This window comes from Sedimenticola hydrogenitrophicus, from assembly GCF_025175675.1.
Taxonomy (GTDB): Bacteria; Pseudomonadota; Gammaproteobacteria; order Chromatiales; family Chromatiaceae; genus Sedimenticola; species Sedimenticola hydrogenitrophicus.
In genome coordinates this window covers 14,150-30,979 of the sequence record NZ_JANIOA010000016.1, presented here as the reverse complement: position 1 = coordinate 30,979, position 16,830 = coordinate 14,150, and the positions used below count along the sequence as shown (strand labels likewise).

Below are 16,830 nucleotides of genomic sequence, written 5' to 3'. Positions count from 1 at the left end.
AAGCTAGTACTCTATCAGGATGATATTGACTAGTTCAGCGCCCCTGTGGTGTTTCGCCGCAAGGCGCGTCGTGCAGGCAATGGCCCGGTCCTTGTCAAGCGACGCAACGCAGCGGCGGGACACCACAGGGACGCCCTACGGGTTGGCCTGTCCGCGCCCCTGGCCGTGTTGCGGCTCTTGCAAAGGACCGGGCCATTAGCTGCGAGCCGCGCCTTGCCAGGAACGCGGACAGGACAACTGAATACGTCAATATCATCCTGACAGAGTACTCGTTATGAAGATTAAACGCTTTTTCGCATCGGATATCCGCCAGGCCTTGCGCCAGGTTCGCGAGACGCTGGGCTCCGACGCGGTCATTCTGTCGAACAAGAAGGTGGATGGCGGCATCGAGCTGGTGGCGGCCATCGACTACGATGCCGCCGCCTTCGCGCCCCCGCCGCCCAGCCCTGCCAAACCGGCCCTCACCACGCTCAGGCCGTCCCGTCCGCAGCGCAGGGACAACCCGGCAGCGGGCGAGATGGCCTCCGGGGTGGCATCGGTGTCGCAGCTGAAGGAGCAGGTGGTCCCCAAGGTGGAGTGGAGCCAGGATCCGGTGCTGGTGGAGATGCGCCAGGAGATGAAGGCGCTACGCCGCATGATGGAGACCGAACTCTCGGGGTTGAGCTGGCGTGAAATGGGCGATCACAATCCGGAAACCCGGGACCTTTTCCGCAAACTGATGGGGCTCGCCATCAGCCCCGATATCTGCACCCAGCTGGTGGACGCGGTCGCGGATGCCACCAGTGCCGATCAGGCCTGGCGCAAGGCACTCTACTATCTCGCAACTCGTATCGAGACCGTCGGCGACGATCTGCTGGAGCAGGGTGGTGTGTTTGCCCTGATCGGGCCCACCGGCGTCGGCAAGACCACCACGGTGGCCAAGCTGGCCGCCCGTTTCGCCCTGCGCCACGGCACCCATCAGGTAGCGCTGATCTCCACCGACAACTATCGCATCGGCGCCCAGGAGCAGTTGAATACCTATGCCAGGATCCTGGATGTGCCGGTACGCTCGGCGGGTACCCGCGAAGAGCTGGCGGTTGCCCTGAACGGACTGACGGGAAAGCGGCTGATCCTGATCGACACGGCCGGCATGAGTCAGCGGGATGTGCGGCTCAGTGAACAGCTGGCGCTGCTGGATGTGGCCGGACAGGGCGTGCGCAGCTTTCTGACCCTCTCCGCCGCGACCGATTACTCCTCCCTGGAACAGGCGATCAGCGCCTTCGGGGCGGCAAAACCCGAGGCCTGCATACTCACCAAGGTGGACGAGGCCGGTTCGCTCGGCGGCGCGCTGTCGGCGCTGATCCACCAGGCGCTGCCCCTGGCCTTTGTCGCCGACGGTCAGAAGGTCCCGGAGGATCTCCATCTGGCTCGTTCGCATACCCTGGTCAGCAAGGCCGTGGCCTGCAGCACAGGGGGTGGGGAGTATTCCGATGAATACCTGGCACTGGCGCTGGGGGGGGCGAGAGCAAATGCTCATGGCTGATGCAATAACAGATCAAGCAGCAGGATTAAGACGCATGGTTCAACCTACACCCGTACGGGTCATCGCAGTTACCGGCGGAAAAGGCGGAGTTGGTAAGACCAATATCTCGGTGAATCTGGCCGTCGCGCTGGCGGAGATGGGGCGGCGGGTGATGCTGCTGGATGCCGATCTCGGGCTTGCCAATATCGATGTGGTGCTGGGACTCCATCCCAAGTACGACCTGTCCCATGTGCTGAGTGGTGAGCGTACCCTGGAAGAGGTGGTGGTGCAGGGGCCGGGCGGTATCCGTGTGGTGCCGGGTGCGTCGGGGGTACAGCAGATGGCCGAATTGAGTGCGGCGGAGCATGCCGGGCTGATCCGTGCCTTCAGTGATGTGGGCGGGGATCTGGATGTCCTGATCATCGACACCGCGGCGGGCATCTCGGATACGGTGGTCAGCTTCAGTCGCGCCGCCCAGGAGTTGATCGTGGTGGTTTGCGATGAACCGGCATCCATCACCGACGCCTACGCCATGATCAAATTACTCAACCGGGAGTATGGCCTGGACCGCTTTCGTATCCTGGCGAACATGACCCGCACGGCGGAAGAGGGACGCAACCTGTACAACAAGATGTGCCGTGTTACTGATCAGTACCTGGATGTTATGCTTAGCTACATGGGCAGCATTCCTTATGACGAAAATCTCAGAAAGGCGGTGAAATCACAGAAACCTGTGGTTCAGGCCAACCCGCGTAGCCACATTGCAAAAATATTCAAGAATCTGGCACAGAAGGCCGATAACTGGCCTGTACCGGATGGCGCCAGCGGGCATCTCCAGTTCTTCGTGGAACGGCTGATTCAATACACAAGTCAGAGCGGGGAGATGGGCCGGTGAGCGGACTAGCGAGTTATACCGCGATTCAGGAGATGGATGCCGACACCCTGGTGAATCGGCATGCTCCCCTGGTCAAGCGCATTGCCTATCACCTGATGAATCGTCTGCCGCCCAACGTACAGGCGGATGATCTGATACAGGCGGGGATGATTGGTCTGCTCGAGGCAAGCAGAAATTACGATCCCAGTCAGGGCGCCAGCTTCGAGACCTACGCGGGGATTCGTATCCGGGGCGCCATGCTCGACGAGATCCGCCGCAGTGACTGGACGCCCCGGTCGGTACATCGCAAGGCGCGGATGGTCGCCGATGCCATGCGGTCCATCGAGAACGAGCATGGCCGCGATGCCCGGGATGTGGAAGTGGCGGAAGTGCTGGATATGAATCTGGTGCAGTATCACCGTATCCTGCAGGATGCGGCCGGTTGCCGCATTTTCAGTATCGAGGAGCTCCAGTCGGTTGGCGAACTGCCCTGCGACGGTAGCGAAGGTAATGCGGCGGGGCTGTTTGACGGCATGCAGAAAGATGCCTTCAAAAAGTCCCTGGCCGAGGCGATTGCCGGATTACCGGAACGGGAGCGGCTGGTAATCGCCCTCTATTATGACGAGGAGATGAACCTGCGGGAGATCGGTCAGGTGCTGGGCGTCAGTGAATCCCGGGTGTGTCAGATCCACAGCCAGGCAACCCTGCGGTTACGCGCCCGCCTGGCAGATTGGTTATCCGATGCAGATGAACTCTGATCGGTCTATGAAAATACGTAACGGCATCGAGTTTGGAGGTTGCCTTGAATAAAAACATGAAGATTCTCATTGTGGATGATTTCTCCACAATGCGACGGATTATTAAGAATCTGCTACGGGATCTGGGGTTCACCAATACCCAGGAAGCGGATGATGGTAATACCGCACTACCCATGTTGCAGTCAGGTAACTTTGATTTCCTGGTGACGGACTGGAATATGCCCGGGATGACCGGCATCGACCTGCTGAGGGCGGTACGGGCGGACCCCAATCTGGTGAAGTTACCGGTGCTGATGGTCACCGCCGAATCCAAGCGCGAGCAGATCATCGAGGCGGCCCAGGCGGGCGTCAACGGCTATGTGGTCAAGCCGTTTACCGCCGTGACGCTGGAGGAGAAGATCAGCAAGATTTTTGAGCGTGTAGGCAGCTGACCGGTCGCATGACGAGTCCGTCGGGAGAACTGTATGGATAGTGGCGAGCGTCTGGCGTTGGCCAGGGAGCTGGTACAGCAACTGGAATCGGGCAATGAAGCGGAAGTGACGCGCATTGCCTCCATGCTGTCGGAGGGCGTGGAGAGCAAGCTGTTCATGGAGGTTGGCCGGCTGACCCGGGAGCTGCATGAAGCGATCAACGAGTTCCTGCTCGATCCGCGTATCACCGAGCTGGCCCGGGTCGAAATACCGGATGCCAGCGAGCGGCTCAGCTACGTGATCAGCATGACCGAGAAGTCGGCCAATACCACGCTGAGTGCGGTAGAGGCCGGATTGCCCCTGGCGGATGATCTGGGCTGCCAGGCACGGGCCATATCCGTCCAGTGGGAGCGCTTCTGTAACCGGGAGCTTTCCGTGGATGATTTCAGGGAACTGAGCCGGGAACTGGGCGGCTTTCTGGAATTGACCGCAACGCGTTCCAAACAGCTGCACGGCCATCTGACCGACGTACTGATGGCGCAGGACTTCCAGGATCTGACCGGACAGATTATCCGGCAGGTGATCACCCTGGTACACGATGTGGAAGATAAATTGGTGCAGCTGGTTCGGATATCCGGCTCAAAATTGCCAGAAAAACAAAAAGATGCAAAGAAACTGGAGGGACCCGTCATCCCCGGGATCGATCAGGGTGATACGGTCAACGGGCAGGATGATGTGGATGATCTGCTCTCCAGTCTAGGCTTTTAGAGGTGTCTAAGCATGGCCATTGATATGGATGACGAGATCCTGCAGGACTTCCTGGTTGAGGCCGGGGAGATCCTTGAACAGCTAAGCGAACAGCTGGTGGATCTGGAACAGCGTCCTGACGATTATGATCTGCTAAATGCAGTATTTCGCGGCTTCCATACCATCAAGGGCGGTGCGGGCTTTCTCAGTATCGATCCCCTGGTGACGGTCTGCCACCGGGCGGAGGACGTCTTCAATGTCCTGCGTCAGGGGCAGCGGCGCGCCGATGCGGTATTGATGGACGCGGTACTGCAGGTACTGGATGTGGTGAACGAGATGTTTGCCCGGGTGCAGGCCGGCGAGGAGCCGGAGGCGGCCGATCCCGGCCTGCTGGAGACGCTCCACCGGCTGGCCGTTCCTGAAAGTGAGGTGGTCGCCGAACCGGCAGTACCGGCGGCTGTCGCGCCGGATCCCGAACCGGAACCGGAACCCGCAGCCGCTGCGTATCAGGAGGCGTCGGCAACCGCCGAACAGCCGGATCCCGCCCTCGGTGGGGGTGACGACATCACCGAAGAGGAGTTTGAAAAACTGCTGGACCAACTCCATGGGACCGGGAAACACGGGGGGGTGCCGGCACCGGCCAAGGCCGCAAAGTCGGCGGCCGTCGCGCAACCCGCCATGGCCGGCGGTGATGATATCACCGAGGATGAGTTTGAGGACCTGCTGGATCAACTGCATGGCAAGGGGCAGTTTGGCGGCGTGCCCGCGGCGGCTGCGCCGGCGACCGGGGCCAAGTCGACCGCGCCCGCAAGCCCGGCGGCATCGGACGAGATCAGCGAAGAGGAGTTCGACGCGCTGCTGGATGAGCTGCACGGCAAGGGCAAGTTCGGGGTGATCAATGGTGCCGCGCCTGCGCCCGCGCCAGTGCCCCGGAAAGCGGCGCCAGCCGCCATCGAGCAACCCAAGCCGACCATCAAACGACCGGCACCGGACGACACCCCGGCCAAGGCGGAAGGCGCCCAGGCGCAAGCACGCAAAGCCCCTTCGACCACGGCCGAGACCACCATCCGCGTGGATACCGCCCGACTCGACGAGATCATGAACATGGTCGGTGAGCTGGTGTTGGTACGCAACCGGCTGGAAACCCTCAAGGCCAAACTGGGTGACGAAGAGGTCGCCACCGCGGTCGCCAATCTCGATGTGGTAACTTCGGATCTGCAGAACTCGGTAATGAAGACCCGGATGCAGCCGGTGAAAAAGGTCTTTGGCCGTTTCCCCCGAGTGGTACGGGATCTGGCGCGCAGCCTGAAGAAGGAGATCGATCTTGAACTGCATGGCGAGGAGACCGATCTGGACAAGAACTTGGTCGAGGCACTCTCCGATCCGATGGTGCATCTGGTGCGCAATGCGGTCGATCACGGCATCGAGAGTCCGGCGGAGCGCGAGGCCGCCGGCAAACCCCGCCGCGGCAAGGTGGTACTCTCCGCCGCCCAGGCCGGGGATCATATCCTGCTGACGATTGCCGATGACGGCAAGGGCATGGATCCCAACATACTGCGCCGCAAGGCCGTCGAGAAGGGGATGATGGATGAAGAGGCGGCGGCACGTCTGGATGACCGGGACTGTTATAACCTGATCTTCGCGGCCGGCTTCTCGACCAAGACCGAGATTTCCGATGTCTCCGGGCGAGGGGTCGGCATGGATGTGGTCAAGACCCGGATCGCCCAGATGAACGGCCAGGTGGAGATCGATTCGGAATATGGCAAAGGCAGTCTGATCACGATCAAGCTGCCGCTGACCCTGGCCATTCTGCCGACCCTGATGGTGGTGTTGGGGAAGCAGCCGTTTGCCCTGCCCCTGGCCAGTGTGGTGGAGATTTTCAATCTCGATCTGCGGCGCACCAACGTGGTGGATGGCCAGTTGACCATCATGGTGCGTGAACGTGCGCTACCGCTGTTCTATCTGCACAAGTGGCTGGTGCCGAACAGCGCCCGGGAAAACCGAGAAGCGGTCGGACACGTGGTGGTGGTCAACGTGGCGAATACCCAGGTCGGCCTGGTGGTGGACCAGTTGATCGGACAGGAGGAGGTGGTGATCAAGCCGCTGGGCGCCCTGTTGCAGGGGCTGGACGGGATGGCGGGGGCGACGATTACCGGTGATGGCAACATCGCCCTAATCCTGGATATTCCGGGTTTGATGAGAAAATATGCCCGTCGCTGACCTGAAATCCGGGATTGGACTGAAAACAACCGATCATCCGGACTGTCCACCCGCCGCCCCCGGCAACCCTCGGGTAGGCCGCTAATGGTCGGCTCCAGGGTACGGGTGCTGGTGGTCGACGATTCGGCGTTCTTCCGCAGGCGAATCGCCGCCATGCTGGGTGGCGATCCCATGATCGAGGTGGTCGGTTTCGCCGGTGACGGCCAGAGCGCCATCATCGAAGCCCGGCGCCTGAAACCGGATGTGATCACCATGGACGTGGAGATGCCGGTACTTGACGGCATCAGCGCGGTAAAACGCATCGTCGCGGAAAATCCGATTCCGATCCTGATGTTCTCATCGCTCACCCACGAGGGCGCCAAGGCAACGCTGGATGCCCTGGAAGCGGGGGCGGTGGATTTTCTGCCGAAACAGTTCGACAGCACTACCGGCCAGGAGGCGTCCACGCTGCTGGTGCGACGGGTGCTGGCGATCGGCACGCGCGGGGTCAACCGGCGTCTTGGTACCCTCATCAAGCCCCGGCCGGCACCGGTGGCACAGCGCCCCGCCTACCCGATTCACCGGGGCAGTTACCGGCTGGTGGCGATCGGTGCCTCCACGGGGGGGCCGGTGGCCATCCAGACGCTGCTGGCGGCGTTACCGGCGAGCTTTCCCCTGCCGATCATTATCGTCGTGCATATGCCGGCCAGTTTCACCCCCGCCTATGCGGAGCGGCTGGATTCCCAGTGTGCCATCAGCGTCAAGGAGGCGGCGGATGGGGATCTGCTGCGCCCCGCTCATGCCTACCTGGCCCCGGGTGGAAAACAGATGCTGCTGGAACGCCGTGGCGAGGGGGTGGTGATCCGCGTCAAGGAGAGTACTCCCGAGCAGACCTATCGGCCCTGTGTCGACGTGAGCCTGGGCTCGGCGGCCCGGCTGATGCCGCGCGATGTGCTGGCGATCATCCTCACCGGTATGGGCGCGAACGGCAAACAGGCGGCACGCCTACTCAAGGAGGGCGGCTCAACCGTCTGGTCACAGAATGAGGAGAGCTGCGTGGTCTATGGCATGCCGCAGGCGGTTGAAAAGGCGGGATTATCCGACCGCGTACTCGCCTTGGCGGATATCGGACCCAGTCTGATCAAGGCGGTGTGACATGGACTACCTGAGCATTGTCGGTGTCATCATCGCATTGGCCGCCATCCTGGGCGGGAACGCACTGGAGGGTGGCGAGATCGGCGCCCTGGCCAACGGACCCGCCCTGGTGATCGTGTTCGGCGGCACCATCGGCGCCATCATGCTGCAGACCCCGATGACGGTGTTTCTGCATGCCCTGCGTTCCGCCGGGAGCGTTTTCAGGCCGACCGGGCAGCAGCTGAATCCCACCATCAGGAAGCTGGTCGAGTGGAGCAATGTCGCCAGAAAAGAGGGGTTGCTCGGGCTTGAGGAGATTGCCGAGAAGGAGCCTGATCTGTTTATCCGCAAGGGGATGCAACTGCTGGTGGATGGCAGTGAACCGGAGGTTATCCGCAACATCCTGGAAGTGGAGATAGAGACCCGCGAGCAGCATGACCTGCAGGCGGCAAAGGTGTTTGAAGGTATGGGCGGCTACTCACCGACCATCGGTATCATCGGCGCGGTCATGGGGCTGATTCATGTGATGCAGAATCTGGCCGATCCCAGTAAGCTGGGTAGCGGCATCGCCACCGCATTCGTGGCCACCATCTATGGTGTCGGCCTGGCCAACCTGTTCCTGTTGCCGTTCGGGAGCAAGCTGAAGGCGCTGGCGCTCAGCCGGACTCATTATCGGGAGATGATTGTCGAGGGTATCGTATCCATTGCCGAGGGGGAAAACCCGCGCAATATCGAGTCAAAGCTGCAGGGATATATCATCTGATGGCGCGCAGAAGACGGCATGAGGAGCATGATAACCATGAGCGCTGGCTGGTCTCCTACGCCGATTTCATCACCCTGCTGTTTGCCTTTTTTGTCGTCATGTACTCCATCTCCTCGGTCAACGACGGCAAATACCGTGTCCTCTCCAACACCCTGACAGAGGCCTTCGTCTCCCCGGTGCGCAGTGCCGATCCCATCCAGGTCGGGGATGAGGTGCGTACCCTGGAACCTCAGATGGGGGATCCGGTGGTTCCGGAGCGGAATCAACCGCAGACCCTGCCATCGGATCCGCTGTCCGAGCGTGGCGAGGACGGCTCGCTGATGGAGAGCCGCACCCTGGAGGCGGTGGAAAACGAACTCGCCCGGGCGCTGCTGGAATATGCCGATCAGGGGCTGGTCAATGTGAGCCGCACGGACCGGGGCGTCGAGGTGGAGATGAAAAGCAGCATGCTTTTTGAAAGCGGCAGCGCCAGACTCTCCCGGGAGGCCCTGAAGGCGTTGCGCAATGTGATCCTTATCGTCAAGCCGCTGCCGAATATGATCAATGTGGAGGGGCACACGGACAATGTGCCCATCAGCACCATCAGTTTCCCGTCCAACTGGGAGCTTTCCGCCGCCCGGGCCGCCAGTGTGGTGCACTACTTCGCCAAGCTGGGCGTTGCCTCCGAGCGCATGGCCGCCATCGGTTATGGCGAGTTCAGGCCGCTCTCCAGCAACACCACCGCGGAGGGGAGGAAGGACAATCGGCGGGTCAATCTACTGATCATGGCGCGGCAGCTGACGAATGGCAGCGCATACCCGCCGGGAACTTCCAGCGGGGGTGACGGATGAAGGTCTGGACCATCGCCAATCAGAAGGGCGGGGTGGGGAAAACCACCACCGCCGTGACCCTGGGTGGTCTGCTTTCGGTATGGGGGTTTCGTACCCTGCTGGTGGATATCGATCCTCACGGGTCGCTTACCAGCTACTTCCGCTACGATCCAGATGCCATCGAGGAGAGCACCTACAGCCTGTTTCAGGCGGCGGCCGACAAAAGACCGATCGACCCCGCCAGCCTGCTGTACAAGACCGGCACGGAGGGACTGCAATTGCTGCCGGCGTCGGTCGCCCTGGCTACGCTGGATCGGCAGGCCGGACGCATGGAAGGGATGGGGCTGGTGCTGAAGCGGGCGTTCGAGCAGCTCTCCGGGCAGTTCGACTATGTGATGATCGATTGTCCGCCGATGCTGGGTGTACTCATGGTGAATGCGCTCGCCGCCTGTGAACGGCTGGTCATCCCGGTGCAGACCGAGTTCCTGGCGTTGAAAGGGCTGGAGCGCATGCTGCATACCCTGAAGATGGTGCTCAAGGCGCGCAGCACGCCGCTCCCCTACACCATCGTACCGACCATGTTCGACCGCCGCACCCGGGCCTCGGTCGATAGTCTGCGCGTGCTTAGGGAGACCTACCGGGAACACATCTGGAATGGGGTCATCCCGGTTGATACCCGGTTGCGGGAGGCGAGCAAGGTCGGGTTGCCGCCCTCGGTCGCGGACCCGCGGGGAAAAGGCGTGGAGGCCTACACGGCGCTACTGGAGATGTTGCAGAGCGAGCCGAAATCGATCCCCGTATCCGGAGTGGCCCAATGAGTATGGACCCGAAAAAACCCAAGGCGGTACTGCATGCCCCGGAACAGGCGATCGACAGCTATCTGGCCGCACTGCTGAGTGAGGTGGAGGCGTTCCAGGAGGCGCCGCCGCGGACCGTGACTGCCCCCGTTCAGGCGCAACCGAAACTGGCCCAGGTGGTGGAGATTCGCCAGGGAGTGCAGAGCGAGGCGGCGGTCGAGGCGGCTGGGGCTATAGAAATCGCCCCGTCGGTCGATACAGCAGTAGAAGTGACCGCGGCGGCGGCGGGCGAGCCGGAAGGGATCGTTCCGGAGTGGGGTCGTTCGCGGTTCCAGTGCCTGCCCTTCAGGGTGCGCGGCATGAATATGGTGGTGCCGCTCACGGCGCTCTGCAGTATCACCGAATGGGATCAGGATCTGACCCGGATCCCGGGGCAACCCGACTGGCATTTGGGGGTCTTGGTCCATCGGGAGCGGAATGTGGTGGTGATCGATACCGCCCAGCTGATCATGCCGGACCGCCTGGAGAAGGCGTCGGAGCAGCGACCCCGGGGCAGCCATGTGTTGATGATCGGGGATGGTCGCTGGGGGCTGGCCTGCGACAGCTTGCAAAGCCCGCTGACCCTGGAGCAGGCGGATGTCCGCTGGCGCCGCGGGGTGGGCTGCCGACCCTGGATGGCCGGTACCGTGATCGAGCAGCTGAGCGTACTGCTCAATGTGGACGCACTGCTGGAGATGGTGGGGCACAAATAATGCCTTCGGTTCTGCATCGCCCCGAGGGGGCCAGTAAAATGACATATAATTTAAGTGAAACAGAGGTACGGCCATGACTACTCGCGCTGCCGAGGGTTCAGCAAATGATCCTGTTTATCAGCTGGTCACATTCCGTCTGGAGGATGAGACCTACGGCATCAACGTGATGCATGTACAAGAGGTGTTACGGGTCACGGAGATTGCCCCTGTACCCGGTGCGCCGCCCTATGTCCTCGGCATCATCAACCTGCGGGGAAATGTCGTTACCGTTATCGATACCCGCAGCCGCTTCGGCCTACCCCCCGGGGATATCGGTGAAGCGAGCCGGATTGTAATTATCGAGTCCGAGATGCAGGTGGTCGGCATTCTGGTGGATAGTGTGGCCGAGGTGGTCGAGTTGCGTGGCTCGGAAATCGATGCGGCGCCGAATGTGGGTAACGAGGACAGTTCCAAGTTTATCCAGGGCGTCGCCACACGGGAAAATGATCTGTTGATAGTGGTGGATCTGAACAAACTGCTGAGCGAAGAGGAGTGGGATCAGGTCGGTATGTTCTGATTTTTGCCCGCAACCGGAGGTGAGCCATGTCGGAAATCAGTCAGCCAACACCGATCAAGCCTGCCTGGCCTGTGCGGCGTGATGAATCCCGGGGGAAACGCCCCGAGATCGAGCCGCAGGACAAAAAGAAAAAAAACCAGCCCTCTAAACCGGTGATCAATGGGGGTGACAAGCACCCAAAGATCGACGATTACGCCTGAATACGCTGTTATGCAAATCCTTACGCTCGTCTCTCTTTTTCTGGCCATCGCGGCGCTGATCCTCACCGGCCTTCGGCTGCGCACTTTCGCCGGGCGGCTACGCGAGGCGGAGTCACAGATCCACTCCTTGACGGAAAATCTCAACGCCCTCTGCTCCGGAGCGGTGGGCGTCGATCAACGGGTCAGCGATCTGGAACGCAGCGGCCGCGATCTGGCCCATCGGCAGGAGTCGATGGAGTCCAGCCAGCCGGACCGTCCCTACGGGGAGGCGATCCAGTTGGTACAGCGGGGCGCCAGCGCCAGCGACCTGGTGAAGGAACTCGGCCTGAGCCGTAGCGAAGCCGATCTGGTGGTGATGCTGCACGGCTCGAAATAACCCCTCCCAAGCCACCTCTCAGCTACACCTCTATCTACTCCTGGCTTCTTCGCAAAATCCGTGTGCTGATGTTTTGCCCATAGCGAGCACCTGGCGCATGGCATGCTGGAAGCGGCAGCGAAGAGTTAAGGTTTTCAGATCGTTTATTTTCGGAACGGGTTTTCCACTCTCGCCAAGAACTCCAAGCGCGCAAAGAGTGAGGAATCGGAATTTAAGCGAAGAAATCAGTTTTCCTTGGCGTTCTTGGCGTCTTGGCGAGAGAAAATGTCCGATTCCCGCGCCCACAAATTCTGCAGACGGGGCTTGTTTTTCAACCCTGCACGCGTTCAATCAACCGATGGATCTACCGCACTGGCCGCGAGGAAGGTTTAACGGTGTGACCCAATCGACCCTTTGAATGCCAAGCGGTTCCGCAATGTTTGGGAGCCGGTCGTTAAGCGAAATGGGAGTGGCGTAGCGCTTTGAAAATAAACCATTCTTTTTGCCTGCCAGGCCCTTGTATCTCTATATGACCTTGTCCAGACTTGCACTCGGGAGGGCGATTACCGGGCAGATTTAGAGGTGGCGTCATGGGCAGAATACACGGGTCTGAACATATCGGTTCGAAAACACTGGTCGGTCTGGTCATGCTGGTAACGGCATCAACCACCGCCATGGGAACGACTCAGAACACTCGATCACTTGCGGCCGGAAACGGATTGCCTGCCATCACTTCACACCTGCAGGAGCAGGCTGTCGTCGAGAATAAGGCAACCTCGGCACGTCTGCCAAGCTGCACCCCAGGTTTCATCTGTAATGCACCGGTGAACCAGGCCGTACGCGTCAGCCACCGGGAGGCGCTGCAGTTCGCGCTGCTGCTCGGCAGCAGCCCGTCTCGCTGATCCGGCGGCGTTCGTACCAAGGCGAGCCGCCATGCCAGGGTTTTCAGAGTAACGCAAACCCCTGGCATCGGCGCACCGCCATGCCATCGCTGAAATCCTGTTCCGTGACGGTCTGAAACAGACACGCTCTGCGGCCCGGCCGGATCTGTTCCCGAAACGGGAATACCTGCCAATCCCCCCACTTCTGGTACACTAAACCGCATGCAACCGGCGGGGCGTCCGCTCCGGTCCGGCACTGCCCACCACAATCGCAAGCGCCGGCCGGGAGCCTAGCCATGCAGCAGAAACAAGGGGTATCGGCCCTCCTATTGGGCGCCGTGTTCATCGCCGGGGTGGCCCAGGCGGACTGGAAGTCCTGGCTTGAATCGGCCAGGGAGGCGGTTGAGCAGCGCGACGTATCCACTGCGTCCACCCTGAGCAACGAGCAGATAATCCAGGGGCTGAAGGAGGCCCTCCGCGTCGGTACCGAGAAGGCCATTGCCCTGCTCGGTCGCCAGGGGGGGTACCTGAACGACGCCCAGGTGCGGATCCCGCTGCCCGAGGGGCTGAATAGCGTTGCCAAGGGGCTGCGGGCTGTCGGTCAGGGCACGTTGGTGGACGAGTTCGAAACCACCCTGAACCGGGCGGCGGAGCAGGCGGTCCCGGAGACGCTGTCGATTTTCGGCGAGACCATCCGTCAGATGTCGCTGGAGGATGCCCGGGGCATTCTCAAGGGTGGCGACAGCGCGGCCACCGACTACTTCAAGGCCAAGGGGAGCGATCGGCTGAAGGCGGTCATCCTGCCCATCGTGCAACAGGCCACCAAACGGGCCGGCGTGACCTCCGCCTACAAGGATCTGGTCGGTCAGGTGGGCTTCCTCGGCTCCTACGTGGATATGGACGCGCTGGATCTGGATAAGTACGTCACCGCCCGGGCACTGGATGGTCTGTTCCTGAAACTGGCCGAGCAGGAGCGGCTGATCCGCGAGGACCCGGTTGCCCGAACCACGGACATCCTGAAGACGGTGTTTGGTGGGTAGATTGAACGCAGAGATACCGGTCCTGGGGTTTGCCGCCTATAGCGGCACCGGCAAGACCTCGCTGTTGAAGAAGCTGTTGCCGCTGTTGCAGGGGCAGGGTTTGCGCATCGGCATGGTGAAACACACCCATCACGATTTCGATATCGACCAGCCGGGCAAGGACAGCTACGAACTGCGCAAGGCGGGGGCGTCGCAGATGTTGATCGCCTCGGGCCGGCGCTGGGCGCTGATGGTGGAGACCGAGACCCGGGAGGATCCGGTGCTGCAGGAGATGATTGACCAGCTGGACCAGGCGAACCTGGACCTGATCCTGGTGGAGGGCTTCAAGCACGTGGCCTTTCCGAAAATCGAACTGCACCGCAGCGCCCTGGGGAAACCGCTGCTCTATCCGAAGGATCCCGCCATTGTCGCCTTCGCCTGTGACGGTACACCACCGGATGGGCTGCCCTTGCCCCTGCTGGATCTCAACGAGGCGCGGCAGATCGCCGACTTTATCATCGACTGGATGGCCGATCGGGACGCCGCCGGCTAGAGCGAGAGCGCAACACTCTTGATCTGGGCATAGACCCGCATCCCGGGCTGGAGATCAAGATTGGCCTGGGATTTCTGCGTAATACGGGCCAGCAGCGCTTCCCCGCCCAGCTCAAGCTTCACGATCATCCGGCCACGGCCGTGCGCCGCCATCTCCAACACCGTCACCGGCAGCACATTGAGGATGCTGGTCGGGCCGGGCGGGTCCAGTGCCAGGCTCACATCCTTGGCATGGATGCGGATTCGTACCATCGCCCCGACCGGTCGGTCGATCCAGCCCACGGTCAGTTCGCAACCGCCAAACGCCAGCCGGGTCAGGTGGTAGGTCTCGTCATGATGGACGATCCGGGTATCGAACAGGGCGCCGGCCTCCTCATCCCGGGCGATCGGCAGATCCACCCGGCCCAGCATCTCGTTCAAGGGACCGGCGGCCAGAATGGTTCCCTGCTCAATCAGAACCAGGTGATCGGCAATCCGGGCCAGTTCATTCAGGTCATGGGTGACGTAGATGATGGGGATATTGGACTCCCCATGGAGCCGCTCAAGGTAGGGGAGGATCTCTTTTTTGTGTCCCCGGTCCAACGCCGCCATCGGCTCGTCCATCAGCAGCAGGCGGGGGTGGTTGAGCAGCGCCCGGCCGATGGCCACCCGCTGTTTTTCGCCACCGGAGAGTTGGGCCGGACTGCGATCGATTAACGGTCCCAACGCCAGCAGTTGCACCACCCGGTCAAAATCCTCACTGCGCTGACCGACCGGCGTCCGGCGGTGACCAAACCTCAGGTTCTCCCCCACCCGCAGATGCGGAAACAGCATCCCCTCCTGGAATACGTAACCGATGGCGCGCTTGTGTGGCGGCAGGTAAAAGCCTTTATCGCTGTCATGCCAGCATTCGCCGGCGATGGAGAGGTAGGCCTCGCCGGCCTGCTCCAGTCCGGCAATACAGCGCAGCAGCGAAGTCTTGCCGCAGCCGGAGCGGCCGAACAGGGCGGTTACCCCGCGGCTGGGAATTTCACCTTTCGCATCGAGGGTAAAGGTGCCCAACGGCAATCTGAAACGAAAGTTGATGCCGGTGCTCACCGGTTCTCCCGGCGCAGCAGGCTGCTGCCGTTGGTGCGGTAGACCAGGAACAGAATCAGGAACGAGAAGATCAACAGCCCGGCGGAGAGCAGGTGGGCCTGGGCATACTGCAGCGACTCCACGTGATCATAAATGGCAATGGAGAGGACCTGGGTCTTGCCCGGTATGTTGCCACCGATCATCAATACCACACCGAATTCGCCCAGGGTGTGGGCAAATCCCAGGGTGGCGGCGGTGATCAGACCGGGACGCGCCAGAGGTATCACCACCGAAAAGAAGCTATCCAGGGGCGATGCCCGCAGGGTGCCGGCGGCTTCCAGGGTACGCCGATCGATGGCGGCGAAGGCATTCTGCAACGGCTGCACCACAAACGGCATGGAGTAGAGTACCGAGCCGATCACCAGACCGCTGAAGGTGAAGGCCAGTCCGCTCCCGCCCAGGGCCATCCAGCCCGCGCCGATAATACCGTTGGGGGAGAGGGCGATCAGCAGGTAGAAGCCGAGTACCGTCGGCGGCAGCACCAGGGGCAGGGCGATGATGGTCTCCACCAGGGTGCGTGCGCGGGAGTGGGACCTGGCCAGCCACCAGGCGACCGGTGTCCCCAGCAACAGCAGCAGCAGCGTGGAGGTCAGGGCCAGTCGCAGGGTGACCCAGAGTGCCGCCAGATCGTCGGGCGTCATCACCTCGGCGCCTCGGCACGGCCGCTTGCCACAGGGCGGAGACCGTCAAAAGGCCTAACTGCCGGCAGGCCGTGGCCGCCTCTATTCTTGGTACAACGCATAGCGGATCCAGTATGGGGATTTCCGTTATTGTACTGATAAAGGGATAATTCGCCTATCATAGTCCAACAGGTGAACGTGAAGGAGCCGGGATGGAGATACGTCAACAGCTGGTACAGTATTACCGGTGGCTGCGGCAATACGGGAACAACGATTCGCACAGCGGCAACGCCTCGGTGCGGGATGGCGACCGCTTCTGGATAACCCCCACGGGTGCCTGTGCCGATACCCTGACCGTCAATGATCTGGTGGCCTGCTCGGTGGCCCGGGGCTGCGACGGCGGGGCCTCGCTGGACGGCCCGCTGCATCAACAGGTGTACCGGCAGAATCCCGCGGTCACCGCGGTGCTGCACAGTCATGGCCCCTACACGGTGGCAGCGACCCTGAATGGGGAGACTTTCATGCCGGTGGATTTTGAGGGGCAACTCTATTTCCCCCAGGTGCCGGTGATCACCATTCCCTATGCCGACTATGTGGCGCAGGCCCCGGCGGCAGTGGCCGCCATGCTGCAATCGCACCGCATCACCGTGGTACGGGGGCACGGGGTCTATGCCGCGGGAGAGACGTTGAATCTGGCCTATAAGTGGACCTGCTCGCTGGAGCTATCCGCGAAAACCGCCTTTATCGCCCGGCAGATGGGCAGTGTTTAGACGATTTCCGGCAATCA

The 16,830-nt window shown here is 61.6% G+C and carries 20 protein-coding genes; 18 read left to right on the top strand and 2 right to left on the bottom strand.

The genetic code is table 11. The features are described 5' to 3' along the window. Positions 1–274: 274 nt before the first annotated feature. From flhF to mobB, 17 genes are all read left to right on the top strand, one after another. Positions 275–1,522, top strand: coding sequence for a flagellar biosynthesis protein FlhF (gene flhF, locus NPX02_RS10480; protein ID WP_260293497.1), 1,248 nt, complete (start codon positions 275–277; stop codon positions 1,520–1,522). Between the two features lie 34 nt (positions 1,523–1,556). Continuing rightward, a complete protein-coding gene (locus tag NPX02_RS10475) occupies positions 1,557–2,396 on the top strand; it encodes a MinD/ParA family protein (protein WP_260293496.1) in 840 nt (279 codons plus the stop codon). Continuing rightward, complete coding sequence (locus tag NPX02_RS10470; protein ID WP_260293495.1) at positions 2,393–3,133, top strand: RNA polymerase sigma factor FliA; 741 nt, start codon at positions 2,393–2,395, stop codon at positions 3,131–3,133. Before NPX02_RS10475 ends, NPX02_RS10470 begins: the two co-directional genes overlap by 4 nt. Before the next feature lie 56 nt (positions 3,134–3,189). Further along, positions 3,190–3,564 carry a chemotaxis response regulator CheY gene (gene cheY, locus NPX02_RS10465; protein WP_470423643.1) on the top strand — a complete coding sequence of 125 codons (375 nt, stop codon included), beginning with the start codon at positions 3,190–3,192 and terminating at the stop codon, positions 3,562–3,564. A 33-nt stretch (positions 3,565–3,597) separates the two neighbouring features. Then, positions 3,598–4,311 carry a protein phosphatase CheZ gene (locus tag NPX02_RS10460; RefSeq protein WP_260293492.1) on the top strand — a complete coding sequence of 238 codons (714 nt, stop codon included), beginning with the start codon at positions 3,598–3,600 and terminating at the stop codon, positions 4,309–4,311. Between the two features lie 12 nt (positions 4,312–4,323). Further along, positions 4,324–6,510 carry a chemotaxis protein CheA gene (locus NPX02_RS10455; RefSeq protein WP_260293490.1) on the top strand — a complete coding sequence of 729 codons (2,187 nt, stop codon included), beginning with the start codon at positions 4,324–4,326 and terminating at the stop codon, positions 6,508–6,510. A gap of 84 nt (positions 6,511–6,594) precedes the next feature. Next, a complete protein-coding gene (locus tag NPX02_RS10450) occupies positions 6,595–7,644 on the top strand; it encodes a protein-glutamate methylesterase/protein-glutamine glutaminase (protein ID WP_260293489.1) in 1,050 nt (349 codons plus the stop codon). Position 7,645: 1 nt separating this feature from the next. Beyond that, positions 7,646–8,386: a flagellar motor protein gene (locus NPX02_RS10445; RefSeq protein WP_260293488.1), complete on the top strand. Its 741-nt coding sequence runs from the start codon at positions 7,646–7,648 to the stop codon at positions 8,384–8,386. After that, complete coding sequence (motD, locus tag NPX02_RS10440; protein WP_260293487.1) at positions 8,386–9,216, top strand: flagellar motor protein MotD; 831 nt, start codon at positions 8,386–8,388, stop codon at positions 9,214–9,216. The genes NPX02_RS10445 and motD overlap by 1 nt, the downstream gene beginning before the upstream one ends. Beyond that, positions 9,213–10,013, top strand: coding sequence for a ParA family protein (locus NPX02_RS10435; RefSeq protein ID WP_260293486.1), 801 nt, complete (start codon positions 9,213–9,215; stop codon positions 10,011–10,013). The genes motD and NPX02_RS10435 overlap by 4 nt, the downstream gene beginning before the upstream one ends. Continuing rightward, positions 10,010–10,744, top strand: coding sequence for a chemotaxis protein CheW (locus NPX02_RS10430; protein ID WP_260293485.1), 735 nt, complete (start codon positions 10,010–10,012; stop codon positions 10,742–10,744). The genes NPX02_RS10435 and NPX02_RS10430 overlap by 4 nt, the downstream gene beginning before the upstream one ends. A 73-nt stretch (positions 10,745–10,817) precedes the next feature. Continuing rightward, on the top strand, positions 10,818–11,300 hold the full coding sequence (locus NPX02_RS10425; protein WP_260293484.1) for a chemotaxis protein CheW: 483 nt from the start codon (positions 10,818–10,820) through the stop codon (positions 11,298–11,300). Positions 11,301–11,326: 26 nt separating this feature from the next. Next, positions 11,327–11,500: a hypothetical protein gene (locus NPX02_RS10420; RefSeq protein WP_260293483.1), complete on the top strand. Its 174-nt coding sequence runs from the start codon at positions 11,327–11,329 to the stop codon at positions 11,498–11,500. 10 nt (positions 11,501–11,510) lie between these two features. Next, positions 11,511–11,876, top strand: a complete 366-nt coding sequence (locus tag NPX02_RS10415) for a DUF2802 domain-containing protein (protein ID WP_260293482.1) — start codon at positions 11,511–11,513, stop codon at positions 11,874–11,876. Positions 11,877–12,445: 569 nt separating this feature from the next. Beyond that, on the top strand, positions 12,446–12,757 hold the full coding sequence (locus NPX02_RS10410; RefSeq protein WP_260293481.1) for a hypothetical protein: 312 nt from the start codon (positions 12,446–12,448) through the stop codon (positions 12,755–12,757). 275 nt (positions 12,758–13,032) lie between these two features. After that, positions 13,033–13,776 (top strand): DUF4197 domain-containing protein, encoded by a 744-nt coding sequence (locus NPX02_RS10405; RefSeq protein ID WP_260293480.1) that lies wholly within the window; start codon positions 13,033–13,035, stop codon positions 13,774–13,776. Further along, positions 13,769–14,308 carry a molybdopterin-guanine dinucleotide biosynthesis protein MobB gene (gene mobB, locus NPX02_RS10400; RefSeq protein ID WP_418067328.1) on the top strand — a complete coding sequence of 180 codons (540 nt, stop codon included), beginning with the start codon at positions 13,769–13,771 and terminating at the stop codon, positions 14,306–14,308. Before NPX02_RS10405 ends, mobB begins: the two co-directional genes overlap by 8 nt. Here the strand turns inward: mobB and modC are convergent. Together modC and modB are read right to left on the bottom strand one after the other, a co-directional pair. Further along, positions 14,305–15,384, bottom strand: coding sequence for a molybdenum ABC transporter ATP-binding protein (gene modC / locus NPX02_RS10395; protein WP_260293478.1), 1,080 nt, complete (start codon positions 15,382–15,384; stop codon positions 14,305–14,307). The genes mobB and modC overlap by 4 nt on opposite strands. Next, positions 15,381–16,064: a molybdate ABC transporter permease subunit gene (gene modB, locus NPX02_RS10390; protein WP_260293477.1), complete on the bottom strand. Its 684-nt coding sequence runs from the start codon at positions 16,062–16,064 to the stop codon at positions 15,381–15,383. Before modB ends, modC begins: the two co-directional genes overlap by 4 nt. A 191-nt stretch (positions 16,065–16,255) precedes the next feature. Here modB and NPX02_RS10385 point away from each other — a divergent pair, with 191 nt between their 5' ends. Next, positions 16,256–16,813, top strand: a complete 558-nt coding sequence (locus tag NPX02_RS10385) for a class II aldolase/adducin family protein (protein WP_260293476.1) — start codon at positions 16,256–16,258, stop codon at positions 16,811–16,813. The last annotated feature ends 17 nt before the right edge of the window (positions 16,814–16,830 follow it).